This is a genomic window from Chelatococcus reniformis (assembly GCF_014640075.1).
Taxonomy (GTDB): Bacteria; Pseudomonadota; Alphaproteobacteria; order Rhizobiales; family Beijerinckiaceae; genus Camelimonas; species Camelimonas reniformis.
The window spans coordinates 200,046-220,015 of record NZ_BMGG01000005.1 but is presented as its reverse complement, the minus strand read 5'-3'; the positions used below and the strand labels follow the sequence as shown (position 1 = coordinate 220,015).

The 19,970-nt window shown below is 69.0% G+C and carries 18 protein-coding genes; 5 read left to right on the top strand and 13 right to left on the bottom strand.

Annotated elements, in window-relative coordinates; all coding sequences use genetic code 11:
- Positions 1-55: 55 nt before the first annotated feature.
- Together IEW34_RS14820 and IEW34_RS14815 are read left to right on the top strand one after the other, a co-directional pair.
- Positions 56-967 (top strand): ATP-binding protein, encoded by a 912-nt coding sequence (locus IEW34_RS14820; RefSeq protein ID WP_188609981.1) that lies wholly within the window; start codon positions 56-58, stop codon positions 965-967.
- A 134-nt stretch (positions 968-1,101) separates the two neighbouring features.
- Positions 1,102-2,115 (top strand): zinc-dependent alcohol dehydrogenase family protein, encoded by a 1,014-nt coding sequence (locus IEW34_RS14815; RefSeq protein ID WP_188610289.1) that lies wholly within the window; start codon positions 1,102-1,104, stop codon positions 2,113-2,115.
- A 140-nt stretch (positions 2,116-2,255) separates the two neighbouring features.
- Here IEW34_RS14815 and IEW34_RS14810 read toward each other — a convergent pair whose 3' ends face one another.
- The 13 genes from IEW34_RS14810 to IEW34_RS14750 form a co-directional block, all read right to left on the bottom strand.
- Positions 2,256-3,479 (bottom strand): LysM peptidoglycan-binding domain-containing M23 family metallopeptidase, encoded by a 1,224-nt coding sequence (locus tag IEW34_RS14810; RefSeq protein WP_188609980.1) that lies wholly within the window; start codon positions 3,477-3,479, stop codon positions 2,256-2,258.
- A 161-nt stretch (positions 3,480-3,640) separates the two neighbouring features.
- Entirely contained in the window at positions 3,641-4,315 is a 675-nt protein-coding gene (locus tag IEW34_RS14805) for a protein-L-isoaspartate O-methyltransferase family protein (protein WP_244641992.1), read from the bottom strand.
- Between the two features lie 129 nt (positions 4,316-4,444).
- On the bottom strand, positions 4,445-5,209 hold the full coding sequence (gene surE / locus IEW34_RS14800; RefSeq protein ID WP_188609979.1) for a 5'/3'-nucleotidase SurE: 765 nt from the start codon (positions 5,207-5,209) through the stop codon (positions 4,445-4,447).
- A 132-nt stretch (positions 5,210-5,341) separates the two neighbouring features.
- Positions 5,342-6,784 (bottom strand): serine--tRNA ligase, encoded by a 1,443-nt coding sequence (serS, locus tag IEW34_RS14795; RefSeq protein WP_188609978.1) that lies wholly within the window; start codon positions 6,782-6,784, stop codon positions 5,342-5,344.
- A 140-nt stretch (positions 6,785-6,924) separates the two neighbouring features.
- Positions 6,925-7,719, bottom strand: coding sequence for a twin-arginine translocase subunit TatC (gene tatC, locus IEW34_RS14790; protein WP_188609977.1), 795 nt, complete (start codon positions 7,717-7,719; stop codon positions 6,925-6,927).
- Positions 7,716-8,420: a Sec-independent protein translocase protein TatB gene (gene tatB / locus IEW34_RS14785; protein WP_188609976.1), complete on the bottom strand. Its 705-nt coding sequence runs from the start codon at positions 8,418-8,420 to the stop codon at positions 7,716-7,718. Before tatB ends, tatC begins: the two co-directional genes overlap by 4 nt.
- Before the next feature lie 146 nt (positions 8,421-8,566).
- Positions 8,567-8,812, bottom strand: a complete 246-nt coding sequence (locus tag IEW34_RS14780; protein ID WP_188609975.1) for a twin-arginine translocase TatA/TatE family subunit — start codon at positions 8,810-8,812, stop codon at positions 8,567-8,569.
- Between the two features lie 234 nt (positions 8,813-9,046).
- Positions 9,047-9,745: an SMC-Scp complex subunit ScpB gene (gene scpB / locus IEW34_RS14775; RefSeq protein ID WP_188609974.1), complete on the bottom strand. Its 699-nt coding sequence runs from the start codon at positions 9,743-9,745 to the stop codon at positions 9,047-9,049.
- A 4-nt stretch (positions 9,746-9,749) separates the two neighbouring features.
- The gene (locus IEW34_RS14770; protein WP_188609973.1) at positions 9,750-10,571 is read right to left on the bottom strand and encodes a segregation and condensation protein A; all 822 of its coding nucleotides are present in this window, start codon (positions 10,569-10,571) and stop codon (positions 9,750-9,752) included.
- A 342-nt stretch (positions 10,572-10,913) separates the two neighbouring features.
- The gene (gene nagZ, locus IEW34_RS14765; protein WP_188609972.1) at positions 10,914-11,930 is read right to left on the bottom strand and encodes a beta-N-acetylhexosaminidase; all 1,017 of its coding nucleotides are present in this window, start codon (positions 11,928-11,930) and stop codon (positions 10,914-10,916) included.
- Between the two features lie 89 nt (positions 11,931-12,019).
- Positions 12,020-13,486 (bottom strand): SPOR domain-containing protein, encoded by a 1,467-nt coding sequence (locus tag IEW34_RS14760; RefSeq protein WP_188609971.1) that lies wholly within the window; start codon positions 13,484-13,486, stop codon positions 12,020-12,022.
- A 93-nt stretch (positions 13,487-13,579) separates the two neighbouring features.
- The gene (argS, locus tag IEW34_RS14755; protein WP_188609970.1) at positions 13,580-15,337 is read right to left on the bottom strand and encodes an arginine--tRNA ligase; all 1,758 of its coding nucleotides are present in this window, start codon (positions 15,335-15,337) and stop codon (positions 13,580-13,582) included.
- Between the two features lie 73 nt (positions 15,338-15,410).
- Entirely contained in the window at positions 15,411-16,619 is a 1,209-nt protein-coding gene (locus IEW34_RS14750; RefSeq protein ID WP_188609969.1) for a deoxyguanosinetriphosphate triphosphohydrolase, read from the bottom strand.
- 120 nt (positions 16,620-16,739) lie between these two features.
- Here IEW34_RS14750 and IEW34_RS14745 point away from each other — a divergent pair, with 120 nt between their 5' ends.
- The 3 genes from IEW34_RS14745 (at position 16,740) to IEW34_RS14735 (ending at position 19,969) form a co-directional block, all read left to right on the top strand.
- Complete coding sequence (locus IEW34_RS14745; protein WP_188610287.1) at positions 16,740-17,051, top strand: HesB/IscA family protein; 312 nt, start codon at positions 16,740-16,742, stop codon at positions 17,049-17,051.
- 124 nt (positions 17,052-17,175) lie between these two features.
- Complete coding sequence (locus tag IEW34_RS14740) at positions 17,176-19,143, top strand: aq_1923 C-terminal domain (protein ID WP_188609968.1); 1,968 nt, start codon at positions 17,176-17,178, stop codon at positions 19,141-19,143.
- Between the two features lie 223 nt (positions 19,144-19,366).
- Complete coding sequence (locus IEW34_RS14735; RefSeq protein WP_188609967.1) at positions 19,367-19,969, top strand: CatB-related O-acetyltransferase; 603 nt, start codon at positions 19,367-19,369, stop codon at positions 19,967-19,969.
- Position 19,970 lies beyond the last annotated feature (1 nt).

Genomic DNA, 19,970 nt, shown 5'->3' with positions numbered 1-19,970 from the left:
GCGGCCGCGCGATTAGACGCCACGTGCGCCCTGCCCTCCAACGAAGCGATCGCCGATGACCCTACGCCCCACTCCGGCGCCCCCGACCACGTCTGCGAGCGAGGAATTGCTGCCGCTTCTGGTGCGCATCGCCGACGCGCTCGACCGCGCCTTTCCGGTCCCTCCGGCGCCGCCCGCCATCGACGCCGCCGACGCCTTCGTCTGGCAGCCGCGGCCGCCACGGCTGCTGCCGGTCGCGCATGTGAACCGGGTCGAGATGGTGCTGCTGAAGGGCGTCGACCGGGCCCGTGACACGCTGAGCGACAACACCGAGCGCTTCGCCCGTGGGCTGCCCGCCAACAACGTGCTGCTGTGGGGGGCCCGCGGCATGGGCAAGTCGTCGCTGGTCAAGGCGGTGCACGCGGATGTCAACCGCCGGCTCGCCGCCACCGGCGCCAAGGCCCCGCTGAAGCTCGTCGAGATCCACCGCGAGGACATCGAGGCCTTGCCGGAGCTGATGGCGCTCCTGCGGTCCGAGAGGCATCAGTTCGTCGTTTTCTGCGACGACCTCTCCTTCGATGGCAACGATGCCTCGTACAAGTCGCTGAAGGCCGTACTGGACGGCGGCATCGAGGGCAGGCCCGCCAACGTGCTGTTCTACGCCACCTCCAATCGCCGCCACCTGCTCCCGCGCGACATGATGGAGAACGAACGCTCGACGGCGATCAATCCCGGCGAGGCCGTCGAGGAGAAGGTGTCGCTGTCGGACCGCTTCGGCCTCTGGCTCGGCTTTCACAAGTGCAGCCAGGATGATTATCTCGCCATGATCAAGGGCTATGCGGAGCACTTCGGCCTCGTCCACGATCCGGACCTGCTGCGGTCGGAGGCCCTGGAGTGGGCGACGACGCGCGGCTCCCGCTCCGGCCGGACCGCGTGGCAATACATCCAGGATCTGGCCGGACGGCTCGGAAAGCCGCTGGCGATGTGAAGGCGGCCGCCGCCGGTGAGGCCCGCGCGGTCGCGTGGCCGCGGGCTTGCCTGGCGCGCGCCGATGGATCAAGCAAGCGCTTGGATGGTGCAGATGCACCGTATCGAGCCTGGGAGGGCGCCATGAAGACCCAGATGAAGGCTTACCAGTTGCAGGACGCATCCGGTGTCGACGGGATGAAGCTCGTCGACCTGCCGATGCCGGAGGCGGGACCCGGCCAGGTGCTGGTGCGCATCAAGGCTGTGAGCCTCAACTATCGGGATCTGCTGACGGTACGCGGCGGCTACGGCTCGCGTCAGAAATTCCCGCTGATTCCGCTTTCCGACGGCGCCGGCGTCGTCGAGACGATCGGCCCGGGCGTCACCGGACTGAAGGTCGGCGACCGTGTCGTCAGCAGCTTCTTCGAGAGCTGGCACGGCGGCGAGGCGGAGGAGAGCAAGCTCCGCAGTGCGCTGGGGGGCGCGCTCGACGGCGTCCTGTGCGAATATCGGGTGTTTCCCGAGCACGCCGTGGTCAAGGCGCCGGCCCATCTTTCCGACGCCGCCGCGGCCACCCTGCCCTGCGCCGCCCTCACCGCCTGGAGCGCCGTGGTCAAGTGCGGTCAGGTAAAGCCGGGCGACGTGGTGCTCACACAGGGCACCGGCGGTGTCTCGTTGTTTGCGCTGCAGTTCGCCAAGCTCGCCGGCGCCCGGGTGATCGCCACGTCCTCCTCCGACGCCAAAATTGAGAAGCTCAAGCTGCTCGGCGCCGACGAGACCATCAATTACAAGACGACGCCGGAATGGGGAAAGCTCGCCCGCAGCCTCAGCGGCCGCGGCGTCGACATCGTCGTCGAGGTGGGGGGTGTCGGCACGTTGAACGAGTCGATCCGGGCGACGCGCATCGGCGGCATGATCGGCTTCATCGGCGTGCTCGCCGGGCAAGCCCAGAGCGAGCCGCGCATCTCGCTAATGGTGATGCAGCAGCAGCGGCTTCAGGGTGTCACCGTCGGCTCGATCGACGATCTGAAGGCCATGATCGCGGCGATCGCTCTGCACAAGCTCGAGCCGGTGGTCGATCGCGTGTTCCCCTTCGCCGAAACGAAGGATGCGTTTGCGTACATGGCGACCGGCGCGCACGTGGGCAAGATCGCGATCACCATCCCCTGAACGGTCCGCGCTTGGGCGCCGGAGCCGGTCCCTCAGGCCGTCGCCGCCGGCGCTTCACCCAGGCGAGAACATCCGCCCGGATCGAGACGCCCAACGTCGGGGTCGAGGTGCAGGGAGCGTGATGTCCAGAGCGCCCGGGCTCAGCTTCCCGCCAGGTGCGGCACCGGATCGACCGGGGTCGCCCCCTTGCGCAGCTCGAAGTGGAGCTGGGGCGAGGAGACGTTGCCGGTCTGGCCCGACTTGGCGACGGTCTGACCGCGCTTGACCTTCTCGCCCCGCTTGACCAGCAGTTCGCCGTTGTTGGCATAGGCCGACACCCAGCCGTTGTCGTGGCGGATCAGCACGAGGTTGCCGTAGCCCTTGAGCTCGCTGCCGGCATAGGCGACGACGCCACCCTCGGCTGCCTTGACCGGCGTGCCCTCGGGCACGGCGATGTTGATGCCCTCGTTGCCGCCCTTGGCACTGAAGCCAGCGATGATGCGGCCGCGGGCCGGCCAGCGGAAGGCGCCGCCCGCATCGACTTCACCGGCCGGGGCCTCGGCCGCCGGGGCAGCCGCAGCCGCCGGCTTCTCGATCGCGGCCGGCGCGGGCACTTTGGCCGCTTCGGCCGGCGGTGCCAGCTTGGCGGTCTGTACGGATTTTGGCGCGGCCTCCTTGGCGGCGGGCGCCGGTGCAGGCAGCGGTGCAGCCTTTGCGACCGGCGCGGGCGCGGGCGCCGGCCCCGGGCGGCCGGGGGCCGCGCCCGGCAGTTTGGCCGGTTCCGCCCCCTTCACCAGATGATACCGGGGCTGACTACCCGGAGCGGGAGCCGGCCTGGGCGAGGCCGCCACCGGGGCGGCCGCGATCGGCGCCGCGACGGCCGCGGGGCGCGCCGAGGCGACCGTCGTCGCGCGGCCGCCGCCCGCTGCGTAGACCGGAATGACGACCCGGCTGCCGGGTACGAGCGGGCCGTTCAGATTGTTCGTCGCCGTGATGGCGCTCGCCGGCACCCCGTAGCGGTTGGCCAGGGTCTGCACCGACTCGCCCTGCCCCACGACCACCGATGCCCCGCCGACGCCGGTCCAGTGCGCGGCATTGCCCACGACCGGGTCGGGCCGCACGGACTGGGGCGGCACGCTCGTGGCATGGTAGGAGGGCGCCGGGGCGAGGGGCTGGCTGCTCACCGGCGCGCGCGCCACCGGAGCCGCCGCCGGGCCCGGCCCGGCGTAGGACGGCTGGCTGGCGCCCACGTCGGCCGGCGGCAGGCTGCCCGTGGCCATGGAATCGAACGGGTTCGAAAAAGGGTTCCCCGAGAAGCGTTGCGAGTCGGCAGCGCAACCGGCGGCCAGTGACGCCAGCAGGCCCGCACCAACGATCCGCGCCATCGAGCCGGGTCGTGATGTCAGATTGCAAAAGGGCATGAGGGAAGGTCCACCTGCTACGCAACTCAGCGGATTAAGGCGGATTCAGGTTAAGCAACCGTTTCGTTGCAGCGCCGCGCAAGCCAATTGCGGCAACTTTGCTGCATAAGCGGCTGAACAGGCCGCTACAGCGCCTCCGCAAGTCCCGGCACCAGCGGCGGCAGCCGCAATGGTTCGCCCAGTTGCTCCTCATTCGCGGCGCCATGGCACATCACGCACAGCATCCGCACGCCGACCACGCCGCGCTGGGCGACCACCAGCCGACCGCCCTCGGCCAGCGCAGCGATAAGCTGCGGTGGCACTTGCTCGACGGAGCCATTCAGCAGGATGCGGTCGAAACGGCCGAAGGCGGTTCCGGCGGCGAGCCCGTCGGCCTGCTCGAGCATCAGATTGCCCATGCCCAGCGTGGCGATGCGCTCCACGGCTGCGATGGCAAGCGTGCGCATGCGCTCGAGGCTGATCACCTCCCCGCCCAGATGACCGAGGACCGCCGCCACATAGCCCGAGCCGGTGCCGACTTCGAGGACGCGGTGGTGCGGCTCGACACCGAGGCTGCGCAGCATCACGGCGATCTGCGCCGGCGCGGTCATCGTCTGTCCGCAGGGAAGCGGCAGCGCGATGTCGGCCCGGGCGAGGTCGGCGAAGCGCCGCGGCGCGAACAGGTCACGCGGCACCTTCTCCATCGCCCGCAGTACGGCGATGTCGCGTATGCCCTTGCTGCGCAAGCTGAGCAGAAACGCCGCCGTCTCTTCCCGCTGCGAGGAAGGGAGATCAAGAGCGCCGGGAGGGATCATGGACATCGCGAATCGGAACCGCAGCTACCGCAGGCTCCTTATACCTTGCCGGTCGAATCCAGGCCGTCCGCGAACATGTCGCGATCTGGCGATGCGGAGGCGGGCGCCGAAGTTTGGGCTCGGCGCCCGGATTAGCTAGCCTGCAAAGGCACTGGCGAAGCGGGTCATGGTCGGTTCGTCCGTGAGATCGAGCTTGAGCGGCGTCACCGAGATGCGCTGGTCCGCGATCGCCCACAGGTCGGTGCCGTTGCGCGGCACCGACGGCTTGCGCTCGAACGCAAGCCAGAAATACGGGATGCCGCGGCCGTCGACACGGGCGTCGACGCCGAGCAGGTTCTGGTCGCGGCGCCCCTGCACGGTAACGGCGATGCCCTTCACTTCCCCGGGCGCACAACTCGGGAAATTGACGTTGACGAGCGTGTCGGCCTCCATGGACAGGTCCAGGAGCTTGCGGATCACCGGCACGGCGTGGGTCTCGGCGCAGGCCCAGGGGATCTCGTTGCGGCCGCCCGGCGGGAACGACTGCGACAGGGCGATCGACCGGATGCCCAGCATGGTTCCTTCCATGGCGCCGGCGATGGTGCCCGAATAGGTCACATCCTCGGCCACGTTGTGGCCTCGGTTGACGCCGGAGAGCACCAGATCGGGCCTGTCGTCCTTGAGGACGTGGCGCACGCCCATGATGACGCAGTCGGTGGGCGTGCCGCGCACCGCGAACCGGCGCTCGTTGATCTGCCGCAGCCTGAGCGGATCGTTGAGCGAGAGCGAATGTGCAACCCCGCTCTGATCCGTCTCCGGCGCGACCACCCAGACGTCGTCCGACAGCGTTCGGGCGATCCTCTCCAGGACCTCGAGCCCGTCCGCATGGATGCCGTCATCGTTGGTGATCAGGATGCGCACGTGTTCACTCCTCGGCGGTGGCGGAGCGACCTGCGATCATGCGATTGCGCGGGCGCCCCAAGTCATTGAATTCGGTGCGCCTTCCGCGCCCGGGCGTTTGCGCCCGCACGCGGAGCGCACCAGCGGCCGGGCTCAGCGCAACGGCCGCTCGATCCGCGTGATGCCCCCCATGTAAGGGGCGAGCGCCGACGGTACGGTGACGCTGCCATCGGCGTTCTGGTAGGTTTCCATGACGGCGATCAGCGCCCGCCCGACGGCGGTGCCCGAACCGTTGAGGGTGTGCACGAAGCGCGTCTGCCTGGCATCCCTGGCGCGGGTGCGGGCGTTCATCCGGCGCGCCTGGAAGTCGTTGCAGGTCGAGCACGAGGAAACCTCCCGGTACGCCTGCTGGCCGGGCAGCCAGACCTCGATGTCATAGGTCTTGGCGGAGGCGAACCCCATGTCGCCGGTGCACAGCGTCATGACGCGGTAGTGCAGGTCGAGCCTCTGCAATACGGCCTCGGCGCAGGCGAGCATGCGCTCGTGCTCCTCGCGGGAGGCCTCCGGTACCGTAATCGACACCAGCTCGACTTTCTGGAACTGGTGCTGGCGCAGCATGCCGCGGGTGTCGCGGCCCGCGGCCCCTGCTTCGGCGCGGAAGCAGGGCGTCAGCGCCGTGAAGCGCTTGGGCAATTCCTCCTCCGCAAGGATGGATTCACGCACCAGGTTGGTCAGCGGCACCTCGGCCGTCGGAATGAGCCAGAAGTCCTCCTTCAGCGGCGCGCGCTCGAGCACGCGATCGACGAGCGTTTCGATATCGATCTCGCCGGCCTTGAAGGCCAGGCCGTCCTCAGGCGTGGCGTGCGACAGCGCCGCCCGCAGCAGCTCATGGCGCGACAGCGTGCGGGCCGCCGTGAACTGGTCGTCAGCAAACTTCGGCAGTTGCGCCGTGCCGAACATCACCTCGTCGCGGACCAGGAGCGGCGGGTTGACCTCCTCATAGCCGTGCTCGGTGGTGTGCAGATCGATCATGAACTGCCCGATCGCCCGCTCCAGACGCGCCAGATGCCCCTTCACGACGACGAAGCGGGAACCGGACAGCTTGGCCGCCGCCTCGAAATCCATGAGGCCGAGCGCTTCACCCAGCTCGAAGTGCTGCTTGGGTGCATTGACGCCGACGAGCTGGTCGGTACGCTCGTCGGCCCGCATTCCAAAGCGGCTCTTCTCGATGTTGTCGTGCTCGTCGCCGCCATCCGGGACCTCCGGGGCGGGCAGGTTGGGGATGGCGGCGAGTTCGCCATCGAGGGCGGCGGCAGCGTTCCGTTCGTCCCGCTCCAGCGCCGGCACGCCATCCTTCAGCGCCGCCACCTCCGCCTTCAGCGCTTCGGCGCGCGCCGCATCCTTGGCCCGCATCGCCTCGCCGATCTCGCGCGAGAGCGCGTTGCGCCGCTCCTGCGCCGCCTGCGCGGCAGCGATCGCCGCACGTCGCCTCTCGTCCAGCGCGATCAGGACGGACGACAGGGGCGCAAGGCCTCGACGCTTCAAGCCGGCGTCGAAGGTCGCGGGGTCGTCGCGAATGAGGCGGATGTCATGCATGGCGGACCAAACGGAAGGCTACGAGCGGGCCGCGCGCGGCCCGGCTGAAAATGGCAGAGCATCGAGCCGGCGCGGCCGTCGTTCTGCAAGGCTTGGCCGGGTGTTTGCGGGCGCCGCCGGCTCCGGTCAAGGGCGACCGGCTATTCGCCCGCCGCCTCACGGGCCGCCTCTTCGGCCGCCCGCCGCTTTTCGACCGCCCGCACTGCGAAGATCGACGCTTCGTAGAGCAGCAGCGTCGGGAGGGCCAGCGCACATTGGCTGATCACGTCCGGCGGCGTGAGCACGGCCGCGACCACGAAGACGAGCACGATAGCGTAGCGGCGCTTGGCCTTGAGGAAAGCCGAATCGATCAGCCCGGCCCGCGCCAGCAGGGTCAGCACCACCGGCAACTGGAAGCAGATGCCGAACGCGAAGATCAGCGTCATGATCAGGGACAGGTATTCGCTGACCTTGGGCAGGAGCTGAATCGTCGCTTCGCCGACGCCGCCCATCTGCTGCTGGCCCAGCGAGTAGCGCATGACGATGGGCATTGCGATGAAGTAGACGACCGAGGCACCCAACAGAAAAAAGATCGGCGTCGCGGCCAGATACGGCCCGAACGCCTGCCGTTCGTTCTTGTACAGGCCAGGCGCGACGAACTTGTAGATCTGCGTGGCTACCACCGGAAACGACAGGAATCCGGCTCCGAACACGGCGATCTTGATCTGGGTGAACAGATACTCGAGCGGGGCGGTATAGATCAGCCGCACGTCGGCGCCCGGCCCAGCGGCGAAGACATAGGGCCAGACCAGGATGTTGTAGATCTGCTTGGCAAAGAAGAAGCAGATGAAGAACATCGCGACGAAGGCGATGAGTGAACGGATCAGCCGCGACCGCAGCTCGATCAGATGGTCGATGAGGGGCGCCCGCGACGCCTCGATGTCGGCGTCGGTCATGGCGTCTCACCTTCGTCTGGCGGCGTTGGCTTCGCGGCGGCCCGGCGGGTGCGCGGCTTGGCGGAGGCGGAAGGCGGGCTCGCGCCGTTGGCCGCAGCCGACTTGCGGCGCCGTGCCGGTTTCGCCTCGCCTTCGTCCGCAGCCGTATCGGATCGATCCGCCGCCGGCCCGTCGGCCTCGCCTTCGGCGCTGTTGGGGAGGGGGGCCGCCGGGTCGGCCGGCGCCGCCGCTGCCGGCGCAGCGGCGATTGTCGCTGCGGCCTCCGGCACGGGGGGCACGACGGCGGAAGGGACGGTGGCGGATGCTGCCGGGAGCGCCTGGTCGGGCACCGATGGCGGCGCCGGCGCGCTGCCCTCGGCCGAGGTCACCGCTGCCGCCTGGGCTGGATCCGAAGCCGATGCCTCGGGCCCCGTCGTCGCCTTGACGCCGTCGATCGCACCCTTGATCTCGTCCCGTATGGTCTGGATCGGATTGAAGCTTTGCGCCGTGTCCTTCACGTCCGTGACGCTGCGACGGATCTCGTCCATCTCCGCTTCACGGATCGCCTCGTTGAACTGGCTCTGAAACTCCGCCGCCATGCGGCGCATCTTGCCCGTCATCTGGCCGAGCGTGCGCAGGGCGCGCGGCAGATCCTTCGGACCGATCACGACCAGCGCAACCGCGCCGATCAGCAACAGCTCGCCCCATCCGATGTCGAACATTGCCTACTCTTAGCCGCGGACCCGCGTCCGCTCATCGCGGCAGGGTGGCTTCCATGCTCGATCGACTGGCGGCCCCGCGTGTCCCGTGCCGCCCGCTACATCAGCTCCAAGTCCGGGCCGGATACTCCGCCCCGAATGGGCCCGGCTCAGACTTTCTGCTCGGCGCCGGTCTTGAGCTGAGACGGCGTCGTCACCGGCTGGTGATCGAGCGGGCGGGCGGCACCGCCGGCCGGCGGTGCCGCCGCAACCTCGTCGTCGTCCTGCATGCCCTTCTTGAAAGACTTGATGCCCTTTGCGACATCGCCCATCAAATCGGAAATCTTGCCGCGGCCGAACAACAGCATCACGATGATGCCGACGATGACCCAGTGCCAGATACTTGCGCCACCCATGACCTTACTCCTGCGCGCAGTCCGCGCATCATCTCAGGCAGAAACGGACGTCCCAACGTGGCCGCGCCCTTAGGCTGCGGCCCTGAACACGCCCTCCCCGCCGACGCCATCCGGCGGCCCGCATGGGGCGGGCGACCAGCATGATTTCCCCAGAACCTAGGCGTCCGAAGCGGCGAAAACAAGGAATTCCGGCTTGAGGAACGTGCACACGAAGTCGCGTTGCCCGGCCACTGTTCAGGATGCCTCGTCGCCGGGCGCATCCGGCTCCGAATTGGTCAAAAACGCGTCATCCTCGAGCGGATCCTCGTCGTCGCGCAGGGTCGGCGCATCGTCAGGCTCCGGCACCGCGAAACGGGCCGGCAATCGGCCTTCGAGAAAGCCCGCGCCCTTCAGCTCTTCGAGCCCCGGAAGGTCGTCGACCGCATTGAGGCCGAAGTGCGACAGGAAGCCGGGCGTCGTGCCATACGTGACGGGTCGGCCGGGCGAGCGTCGCCGGCCGCGCAGCTTGACCCAGCCGGTCTCAAGCAGATTGTCCAGGGTGCCCTTCGATGTCGCGACGCCGCGAATATCTTCGATCTCGGCCCGCGTCACCGGCTGATGATACGCGACGATGGCGAGGGTCTCCAGGGCCGCCCGGGACAGCTTGCGCGGCTCGACCACCTCGCGCGCGAGAATGAAGGACAGGTCGCTTGCGGTGCGGAAGCTCCAGCCACCGGCTGCGGCCACCAGGTTGACGCCGCGCGGGGCGTAGAAGGCCTGGAGCCGGGCGAGGACGCCCTTCACATCGATACCGGCGGGCAGCCGGCCTGCGAGCTGCGCCTCGGTCACCGGCTCGGCCGCGGCGAAGAGGATGGCCTCGGCCACGCGCAGAGCTTCGGCGAAGTCTGCGCTTTGCCGGTCGCCCCAGGTGATGCGCTCGACGCTCGCCGTCATCGGTCTACCTCGCGCGCGCCGTCGCTTCGATGCGACGGGGGTCCGATTCCGCCCGGCGACGCACCCAGAGGGGGGCGAACGTTCGGTCCTGCCGCAACTCGGCGTGCCCCTCTTTTACCAGTTCCAGCAAGGCCGAGAACGACGAGGCCCGGACCGTCACACGCAGCTCCGGCTCGACCGCGTAGCGCAGAAGATACGGATCCAGCGCCGTCCAGTCGTGGGCGACGCCGATCAGCCGCCCCAGAGCTTCGCGCGCCTCGATCAGCGACCACACCAGCCGCTTGGGCAGGGTCACCCTCGCGTTCGCCTGCTTCTGCCGTTGCCGGCCATAGGCGGCAAGCAGATCGTAGAGCGTCGCCTCAAACTGCGGTCGCTTGATGTCCGCCAACGGCTCGGGCGCGCCGCGGGCAAACACGTCGCGCCCCAGCCGTTCGCGGTCAGCGAGCAGCTTGGACGCCGCCCTGATCGCCTCCAGCCGTCTCAGCCGAAAGGCCAGCGCGCTCGCCAGTTCGCTGGCCGACGGCTCCTCGGCCTTGGGCGGTTCGGGCAGCAGCAGGCGCGACTTGAGATAGGCAAGCCAGGCCGCCATCACCAGGTAGTCGGCGGCGAGCTCGAGCCGGGCGCGACGCGCCTCCTCCACGAAGGCGAGATACTGCTCGACCAGAGCCAGGATCGAGATGCGCGTCAGGTCGACCTTTTGCCGGCGGGCGAGCTCCAGGAGCAAATCGAGCGGCCCCTCGAAGCCGTCGACATCCACGATCAGCGCCGGCTCATTACTGGCCCGCTCGACCGGCGCGGTGGTCTCGAACGTCAGCTCCTGCCTCATCGATCCGCGACGGTAACGTCCCTCGGGCTAGAGCATGAACCCAAAAGTGAACACCGGTCTTTGGGACAAGATCATGCTCAAATCAAAGACTTGCGGGATGATGATTCAAAGACAAATTATCCGGCCCTTGAGCGCCTCGCGATGAGTTGGAACCACCAATCCCAAGAGAAGCGCTCCAGGATCAAAAAGTTATGAGAGAATTCTGTGTCATTGGACGACCTCATCCAATGGTGAATGCTCTCTTGCCGCGCGCCGACCGGACATCCCATCCAATCGAAGGCCGCTCCTGGCCGTCCCAGACCGCCAGACTCCGATTCGACCCATGCCGAGAGTGTGGGCGCCTCACGCTACCGCTGCAAGGGCCGCATCGAGGCGCGCGCGGGCTTCCACAGGATCGAAGGGCTCGACGACCTTGAGTATACGCGACAGGGCCGCCGCCGCCCGCTCGGCCGGACGGCCACCGAGCACCGGGGCCGCCGCGGCGACCTCGACCAGTTCGTGCATGAGGCCGTTGCAGTGGAGCACCACGTCGCATCCCGCCGCGAGCGACGCAGCGGTGCGGTCGGCCATCGAGCCACTGAGCGCCCTCATCGACAGATCGTCGCTCATCAGGAGGCCCTCGAAGCCGATCCAGTCGCGGACGATCTCGCCGATGACCCGGGACGACGTGGTCGCCGGGGACTCGGTATCGAGCGCGCTGTAGACGACGTGCGCCGTCATGGCGAGCGGCATATCGGCTAGCACGGTGAACGGAAAGAAGTCGCGCGCCCGAAGCTCCTCCAGGCCGGCGTCGACGACGGGCAGCGCCTCGTGGCTGTCGGCGCGTGCTCGGCCGTGCCCGGGGATGTGCTTGATGACCGGCAGCACGCCCCCGGCCAGCAGACCCTCGGCTGCGGCGCGGCCCAGCACGGCAATCGTCGCAGGATCATCCGCATAGGCCCGGTCGCCGATGATGCCGTGGGCACCGGGCACCGGCACGTCGAGTACCGGCAGGCAGTCCACGTCGATGCCCAGCTTTTTGAGATCGTGGGCGATCAAGCGGGCGCCGGCGCGCGCCAACTCGCGCTGCGCCTGCGGGTCATTGCTGCGCCAGGTGCCGAAAGCGCGTCCGGGCGGATACTTGGGCCAGTGTGGCGGACCGAGCCGCTGCACCCGCCCGCCCTCCTGGTCGATGAGGATCGGCGCGTCCCGCCCCACCGCCTCGCGCAACGCGCCGGTGAGCGCCCGCACCTGGTCCGGCGTCTCGACGTTGCGGCGGAACAGGATGAAGCCCCAAGGCTCCGCGTCGCGGAAGAAGGCCTGTTCGTCGGCGGTGAGGACCGGCCCCGAAAGGCCGGCGATGAAAGCGCGCGTCGGCATCCGCTTGCCTTAGAGGGCTTTCGTCGCTCAGGGAATTCGTCGCCGGAGAAAATTCTCCGGCGCGGGCCGGTTTTCAACCGGCGCGTCCGTCAGCGAGCGACGAAGCAGCTGCCACCGGCCGACTTCAGCCGCTGGCACAACTTGGTGGCTTCGTCCCGCGACATCTCGCCCACGCGAACGCGATAGACGGTCCGGCCCCCCGACTGCGCCTTGACGATGGTCGGCTGCAACGGTCCGAGCTGCGCCGGGTAACGCCGCTTGAGGTTGGCGAACACCTCACGCGCTTCGTGCTCACTGCCCGGCGCGCCGAGCTGCACGGCGAAGTCCCCGGTGGCGCGTCGCGCCGGTGCGGCGGCCGCATCCTCCTCGGCCGGGGCGCTGGCGACCTCCGTCGGGGCGGCGGCCTGACGCGGCGGGGCAGCCTGGCGCTGGCCGAGCGGCGCAATGCTGAGCGGCATGCTGCCGGCGGACGGTTGCGTCGCCGCGCCGTCGTCGCTGCGCGTCTCGGCCACCCGTGCGGTCTGCTTGCCCGTGGTGGCGGGCGCGACGGCCGCGGCGGCGGCCGGGCTCGGCGTCGCCGCTACTGCCGCGCTGGGCGCGGCAACGGCCGGCTTCGCGGCGCGCTGAACACTTTCCGGAATCACCGTTCCATCGGGCCGAACGGCGATGGTCTTGACCCGGCGCGGCTCGCCGAGCCCCGCCGTGGGATCGCGGCTCGTCGTCGGGTTGGACGGAAGCGCCGCCACGCCCGGCGCTCCGAAGGTGCTCACGTCACTGCGCTCGGAGGGTACCGTGACGGCCGCCTGCTGCCGGACCGTCTGCTGAACGTCGACCGGCTCTTCCCGGCCATCGACCACTTTCGTGTTGGCCGATGCCGGCTGCCCGACCCGCTCGTAAATGGCTTTGTTCGGCGTCGTGTCCGAACTGGTGCCGTCCTGCGGCGGCTGGACCTTCACCGGCGAGCTGTCCGCCTTGATGACCGGCGCTTCGCCGGTCGCCGCCACGCCGTCCCCCCCACGCATGGCAACCGCGCCGACGGCGCCGACCGCGATCACCGCGATGGCCGCGCCAACCAGGTAAAGGCGCCGGCGCGAGGCATGGGATGGCGGAACGGGCTCGTCGTCGAACTCATCCGTCGGGTCGAGGGCTTGCGAATCGTCGGGCTCGGCCATCGCGTCCCGGTCGGAGCCGTGCGGCAGCCGGGCAGCGGTGGCAGAACCGCCCTCCCAGTCCTGGTAGGTTGGCTCGTCCGGCGCCGACGCGTAGGGGCGCCCATCGTGCGCGTAAGCGTCGCCGCCCTCCCCGTGGCCGAAGGCCGGCGTGTCGTCGTTGCCGAAGGCGCGGCGCGCGGTCGGAGCCTCGCCGGGCCAGGCCGGGGCCGCGGCCGCCTGCGGCAGCAGCGTGCGAAAGCGGTCGTCCTGGCCGACGATGCGCGCCAGTTCAGCCAGCCGTGCATCGTCGAACTGAGGCCGGCGGCCCTGCCGCGCCGCCTCGGTCGGATCCAGCTGAGCTTCCAGGGCGTCCAGGTCGATCGCGAGGTGCGAGCGGTTGTTCATCAGCGCTATCCGTGTTCGAGTGCGGGCAGTCAGCCCCCCGGCCTCCGATGCGCCGCCGCTCCGGCCGGGCGCGCTCGCGCCTGCCGCCGTTCGTCAGCGCATCTCTTCGGGCGCCCCGACCCCCAAGATCGCAAGACCCGAAGCAACGACGGACCGGACCGCAAGGACCAGCGCCAGCCGCGCCGCCGTCAACTCTGGATTTTCCTGGTTAATAAACCGTAAGTCCGGCAGATCTTTGCCTCTGTTCCAGAGGCTATGGAATGCGCTGGAGAGTTCGTACAGGAAAAAGGCGATTCTGTGAGGCTCGTGAGCCACTGCGGCCGCGCCGAGAATGCGGGGATATTGGGCGACCCATTTGATCAGATCGACCTCGGCGGGATCGTCGAGCAAGGTGAGCGGCGCCCCGGCCAGCCTCGCGGGCGAGAAGTCCGCACCGGGAAAAGCCTCCGCCGCCTGGCGGAAAACCGAAGCGCAGCGGGCGTGCGCGTACTGCACGTAGAAGACCGGATTGTCCTTGGACTGCTCGACCACCTTGGCCAAATCGAAATCCAACGTCGCGTCGTTCTTGCGGTAGAGCATCATGAAGCGCACCGGATCGGCGCCCACTTCGTCGATGACATCGCGCAATGTGACGAAATCGCCGGACCGCTTCGACATGCGCACCGGCTCGCCCTGGCGGAGGAGCCGCACGAGCTGGCACAGCTTGACGTCGAGCTCACCCTTCCCCTGGGTGACGGCGGAGACGGCCGCCTGCATGCGCTTGACGTAGCCGCCGTGATCGGCGCCCCAGACGTCGATCATATGGGAGAAGCCCCGCTCGAACTTCGAGCGATGGTAGGCGATGTCGGCGGCGAAGTACGTATAGGCGCCGTCGGACTTCAACAGCGGCCGGTCGACATCGTCGCCGAACGCAGTCGCGCGGAACAGCGTCTGCTCCCGGTCCTCCCAATCCTCGATCGGCTGCCCCTTGGGCGGCGCCAGGCGGCCCTCGTAGACGAGGTCCCGCGCCCTGAGCTCGGCGATCGTCGCCGCGATCTGGTCGACCTCCCCGTGCGCCAGCGAGCGCTCGGAGAAGAAGACGTCGTGATGGATGCGCAGCGCTGCAAGGTCTTCGCGGATCATCCCCATCATGGCATCGATGGCGGCCTCGCGCACGGTCGGCAGCCAGTCCTCGTTCTGCTCCAGCAGCGTCGGCCCGTAGGCCTTGGCCAGGGCCGCTCCGACACCTTTGAGATAGTCGCCCGGATAAAGCCCCTCGGGGATCGTCCCGATGTCCTCGCCGAGGGCTTCGCGGTAGCGCAGGAAGGCCGACCGGGCGAGCACGTCGACCTGGCCGCCCGCGTCGTTGATGTAGTATTCGCGGCTGACGTCGTAGCCGGCCGCCGCGAGCAGGTTCGCCAGCGCGTCGCCGAATACGGCGCCCCGGCCGTGGCCCACGTGCATCGGGCCGGTCGGGTTGGCCGAGACGTACTCCACGTTGACGCGAATGCCCTCCCCTTGGCGCGAGCGGCCGACGTCGCGGCCGTCACGGACGGCGGCGCGCAACACCTCGGCATAGACGCCGGGCTCAAGCGTGATGTTGATGAAGCCGGGACCGGCAACCTCGGCCCGGGCGACGCCGTCCACCTCGCGCATGGCCGCCGCGATCACGTCGGCCAGGGCGCGCGGGTTGCTCTTGGCCGGCTTGGCCAGGACCATCGCCGCGTTGGTCGCCAGGTCGCCGTGGCCAAAATCGCGCGGCGGCTCGACCACGACGCGGGAGACGTCGAGCCCCGCCGGCAGCGTGCCGCGCTCTGCCAAGCCCGACAGCACGGTCTTCAGGCGTTGCTCGTAAAGATCGAAGATGTTCATCGGGGCGCTTTGCCGCTGGCGTTGATGCAGGGTGCCCCCCGGCGCGCGCGTGGGCGCCGGGGCACTGCCTCGGCTAGCAACTGCGCCCTGTCGCGTCAAACAATCGCCCGTGCTCGGCCTCGGCGTAGCGGTCGGTCATGCCCGCGATGAAGTCGGCGACGCGGCGCGCCCGGCGCGCCTCGTTCCCCCCATCGAGGCCGGCGCGCCATTCCGGCGGCAGCAGCTCGCTGTCCGCGAGGATGATGCCAAACAGGTCACGCACCACCCGATCCGCCTTCTTGCGCATGCGCATCAGGTAGGGATGCCGGTACATGTTGGAGAACAGGAACGTCTTGATCGCCTTGTCGGCCTCGACGAACGCGGGTGAGAAGGCGACGACGGGCGCCGAGGCGAAGCGCACCGCATCGGCGTCCCGCGGTGCCAGCGCCCCGAGCCGGCGGGCGCTCTCGGCGGTGGCGTCCTCGACGAAGCGCGTGATCACCCGCCGCATCATCTCATGGACGACCCGCGACGGCTCAAGCCCAGGATGCAGGGACCCGATCTCGTCCACGATGCCGGCGAGAAAGGACACGGCCCGGGCATCCGCCAGCGAGAACAGGCCGGCGCGCAGGCCGTCGTCGAGATCATGGGCATTGTAGGCAATGTCGTCGGCCAGGGCCGCGCACTGCGCCTCGGCGCTGGCGTGCGTTCCCAGCCAGAGGTCGTGCGCGGCATCGTATTCGAGGATGGCGGCGGGAATGCCGCGGCTGCGATAGCGCTCGGTCGGCTGCCCGTCGGCCCCGAGCAGCGGGCCGTTGTGCTTCACGAGGCCCTCGAGCGCCTCCCAAGTGAGATTGAGGCCGTCGAAGGCGGCATAGCGCCGCTCCAGCCGCGTCACCACCCGCAGCGCCTGGGCGTTGTGGTCGAAGCCGCCGAACGCTCCCATGCACGCATCGAGCGCCTCCTCTCCCACGTGGCCGAACGGCGTGTGGCCGAGGTCGTGCGACAGGGCCAGGGCTTCGGCCAGATCCTCGTCGAGGCCGAGCGATCGCGCCAGGGCGCGCGCGATCTGGCTGACCTCGAGCGAATGGGTCAGCCGGGTGCGGAAGTGATCGCCCTCATGATACACGAAAACCTGGGTCTTGTGCTTCAGCCGGCGGAAGGCCGTGGAATGGATCACCCGGTCACGGTCGCGCTGAAAGGGACTGCGGGTGGGCGACGGAGCCTCCGGCCACAGACGGCCCCGGCTGTCACGCGGATTTACGGCGTAGGCAGCCAACCAACGTTCGCCGAAAGGGCGCATCGCATTCCTCGCAGTTGAAGCGACCGTCGGCGCGACTTACCTTTCAGCCAAGTCGGAAGGCAAGGGCCGAGCTCAATGTCGCAAATGATCGACCAGGCATACATCGACGGGCGGGTGAGCATGACGGAACGTGCCGCGCGCCGCATCCACCAGGTGCTGAAGGCGGAGCCCGTCGGCTCGGCGCTGCGCATCAGCGTCAACGGCGGCGGCTGCTCCGGGTTTCAATACGCCTTCGACATCGCCCATGGCCGGGAGGCGGACGACCTGGTGATCGAACGCGACGGCGTCGAAGTGCTGGTCGACCCGACATCGCTGGAGTTCATGCAAGGCTCGGTCATCGACTTCGTCGACGATCTGATCGGCCAGTCGTTCAAGATCGAGAACCCTAACGCGACGGCCTCCTGCGGCTGCGGCACGTCCTTCTCCGTCTAAGGACGGGCGAGGACAGCGAGCGCTTGCGCCACCGTAGCTCCGTGCCGCATGAAGGCGCGTGCGGCCGCTGATGCGGTGCGTCCGGTTCCCCGCCGGGCTCGCAGACCATGGGATTGGAGCAGTGATGACGGCGTCTCCCCCCGCCCCCTCCGGCACCATCAGCTCCGGGTGGCGGCCCCGGCGACGGGCCGTCGTCCTGCTGGCCACCACGGCTCTGGCGGGCCTCGTTGCGGCGGGCGGCGCATGGTGGAGCGCGTACCAGGTCCACACCGCGTTGGGCGGCCTGGGAGCTCGGGCCGGAAGCGTCATCGCCGATCCACTGAGCGGCCGGGTCCGCCTCACCGACGTCGTCTCCGCGGCCGGCGGATTTCGCATGCGTGCTGGCGCGATCTCCCTGCAAGGCGGTTTTGCGCTGGTCCCAGCCGCCGCGGCCGCCGATCCCTTGATCGTCAACGACGTGACCGTCGATGCGGGCGATCTGGCCTTCCGCATTCCGCGCATCGAGGTGAGCGGCGGCAGCGTCTCGGAGCAGGATCTGCGCGGGCTCTTCGCGAAGGACGACGGAGACAAGCTCGGGAGCAGGCTGGCCCGCCTGTCGGCAAGCCGCATCGCCATGCCCTCGGTGACCGTCGAGAGCCGCCACGCCGGCGAAACCGGCACCGTCGTCTACCGGGACATCGTCCTCACCGGCGTGACGAACGGGGTGGTGGCGAGCGCGACGGCGAGTGGCGGCACGGTGGAGGGGGGCACGAGCGCCAGCCGGGTCAAGGGTACGTTCGGGCCAGTCAGCGTCCAGGGCGCCGACATGCCGGTGGTGGCCCGCTTCTATACGGAGACGAGCGACAGCGGCGCTACGCCGTTGACGACCGCATACGCATCCTTCGCGCTCGACAGCCTCCAGCTTACGACCGGCGACGACGTCGAGGTCGGTATCCAGAAGATCGCCGGTTCGGACATCAAGCTGCGACCGCCGACCCGCCCCTTCTCCGCCCTTATGGCGCAGATGGGCGCCGCAGCTGAGACGGCCAAGGCCTCCGACACCGCCGCCCAGAGGAGCGCGCTGGCAGAGCTTCTCCAATCCTTGGCCGTCGGCTCGATCGAGCTGCTCGACACCACCGTGGACGATCCGGACAAGCATGCCGAGACGCCCAAGCCCACCAGGGGACGGATCGCCCGTGCGACGTTCGCCGGCAGCGCCGCCGCCCACAGCATGGCGTTCGCCGACATTCAGCTGATGCCGCCGGATGGGCGCCTCACCGTGGGGAGCCTGTCCTACGAAGGCTCTTTCCTCGACGGCCGCAGCGGCGCTCCGGCGAGCGGCCAGAGCGCCGCGACGGCGATCGCGCTGCGCGGAACCACGATCAAGATGGCCGACCTCGTGGCCGATCTGCCCAACGACAGCGCTCCGACCGAGCGGCTGCGGTTTGGCCTGAAGAGCTCGTCCGTCGTGGGTAGCCAGCCGGTCGACGGCGTGCCGGCGGCCTGGACGGCGGCCGTCGATCACGTGACCTTCGCCCTGCCCTCGACCTCTGCCGATGACAGCATCAAGACGCTCATCGCCATGGGCTATAAGACGGTGGACCTATCCGGCACGACGGACTTCGACTGGCGGCCGGCGACGCAGGAGCTCAAGCTCGACAATCTGACCTTGAGCGGCGCCGATATGGCAACGGTCAAGCTCGGCGGCGTCTTGGGCAACGTCGGCAAGGACATCTTCTCTGGCGACGAGGCGCTGGTGCAGGTGGCGCTGGCTGGCGCGACGGTCAAATCGCTGTCGCTATCGCTGGCCGACCGGGGTCTGGCCAATCGCCTGCTGGCGCGGCAGGCCGACCAGGAAGGAAAGACGCCGGAGGACCTGCGCAAGGCCTACGGCTCGGCTGCCGCCATCATTATCCCCGGCTTCCTCGGGGGCTCGCCCCAGGCGCGCACGCTGGGCAACGCCGTGGCGCGCTTCATCGCCAAGCCAGGCCTGCTCGAGATCACCGCCACCGCCAGGGATCCGCAGGGCTTGGGCGCCGCCGACTTCATGGCCGCCGCCGGCAATCCGAGCAATCTGCTCGAGCAACTCGACATCAAGGCCACGGCCAATTAAAGCGCGCTTCGACCGATGGGAGAGAAGCGCTCCAGACTCAATAACTTGGAGTATTTGCCCCCGATCGGCGATTCCATCTGATCGGGAAATGCTCTAGAGCTTTCCCGCCGAACGCAGAGGGTTTTTTGGGCGAAGCCATGCGCCAGGACGATGACGTAGGTCGGCGTGACGAGCCGCTAGGGCCTCGTCCCGAGGCGGCGCGCGGGGAGCGCGATGCACCGACATGACCTGGCTCGACCGCCTGCGCAATCCACACAACGAGACACGCATCCACCTCGCTCGTCTGACCAAGCGCTACGGGTTCCAGATCGGCGCCTACAGCTACGGCCGGCCGAAGGTGCGTTTTCCTGAATCCGGAGCGAATCTGTCGATCGGCCGTTACTGCTCGATCGCCGACAAAGTCGAGATCCTGCTTGGTGGCAACCACCGCACGGACTGGATCAGTACCTTCCCGTTTCCGGCCTTCCCCGCGGTCTGGCCCGGCTCGGCCGGGGAGCACCACGCGTCGGGCGGCGACGTTGCCATTGGCAGCGACGTCTGGCTCGGCTCGGGCGCGATGATCATGTCGGGCGTCACGGTCGGCCACGGCGCCGTCGTCGCCGCGCGCGCCGTCGTGACCAAGGACGTCCCGCCCTATGCCATCGTCGGCGGCAATCCGGCCAAGCTCATCCGCCTGCGCTTCGACGAGGCGGCCGTCGCCGCGCTGCTGGCGAGCACTTGGTGGGACATGCCGGAGGCGCACGTGCAGCAGCTCATCCCGCTGCTTTTGTCGAACCGCGTGGCAGACTTCGTGAACGCAGTGCGCGCGCTACCCCGCAGCCCGTAGG

Excerpts from the sequence above, each read along its gene's own strand:
- IEW34_RS14820 (WP_188609981.1), top strand. The coding sequence starts at position 56 with ATGACCCTACGCCCCACTCCGGCGCCCCCGACCACGTCTGCGAGCGAG.
- IEW34_RS14815 (WP_188610289.1), top strand. The coding sequence starts at position 1,102 with ATGAAGGCTTACCAGTTGCAGGACGCATCCGGTGTCGACGGGATGAAG.
- IEW34_RS14810 (WP_188609980.1), bottom strand. The coding sequence starts at position 3,479 with ATGGCGCGGATCGTTGGTGCGGGCCTGCTGGCGTCACTGGCCGCCGGT.
- IEW34_RS14805 (WP_244641992.1), bottom strand. The coding sequence starts at position 4,315 with ATGTCCATGATCCCTCCCGGCGCTCTTGATCTCCCTTCCTCGCAGCGG.
- serS (WP_188609978.1), bottom strand. The coding sequence starts at position 6,784 with ATGCATGACATCCGCCTCATTCGCGACGACCCCGCGACCTTCGACGCC.
- tatC (WP_188609977.1), bottom strand. The coding sequence starts at position 7,719 with ATGACCGACGCCGACATCGAGGCGTCGCGGGCGCCCCTCATCGACCAT.
- tatB (WP_188609976.1), bottom strand. The coding sequence starts at position 8,420 with ATGTTCGACATCGGATGGGGCGAGCTGTTGCTGATCGGCGCGGTTGCG.
- IEW34_RS14780 (WP_188609975.1), bottom strand. The coding sequence starts at position 8,812 with ATGGGTGGCGCAAGTATCTGGCACTGGGTCATCGTCGGCATCATCGTG.
- scpB (WP_188609974.1), bottom strand. The coding sequence starts at position 9,745 with ATGACGGCGAGCGTCGAGCGCATCACCTGGGGCGACCGGCAAAGCGCA.
- IEW34_RS14770 (WP_188609973.1), bottom strand. The coding sequence starts at position 10,571 with ATGAGGCAGGAGCTGACGTTCGAGACCACCGCGCCGGTCGAGCGGGCC.
- nagZ (WP_188609972.1), bottom strand. The coding sequence starts at position 11,930 with ATGCCGACGCGCGCTTTCATCGCCGGCCTTTCGGGGCCGGTCCTCACC.
- IEW34_RS14760 (WP_188609971.1), bottom strand. The coding sequence starts at position 13,486 with ATGAACAACCGCTCGCACCTCGCGATCGACCTGGACGCCCTGGAAGCT.
- argS (WP_188609970.1), bottom strand. The coding sequence starts at position 15,337 with ATGAACATCTTCGATCTTTACGAGCAACGCCTGAAGACCGTGCTGTCG.
- IEW34_RS14750 (WP_188609969.1), bottom strand. The coding sequence starts at position 16,619 with ATGCGCCCTTTCGGCGAACGTTGGTTGGCTGCCTACGCCGTAAATCCG.
- IEW34_RS14745 (WP_188610287.1), top strand. The coding sequence starts at position 16,740 with ATGACGGAACGTGCCGCGCGCCGCATCCACCAGGTGCTGAAGGCGGAG.
- IEW34_RS14740 (WP_188609968.1), top strand. The coding sequence starts at position 17,176 with ATGACGGCGTCTCCCCCCGCCCCCTCCGGCACCATCAGCTCCGGGTGG.
- IEW34_RS14735 (WP_188609967.1), top strand. The coding sequence starts at position 19,367 with ATGACCTGGCTCGACCGCCTGCGCAATCCACACAACGAGACACGCATC.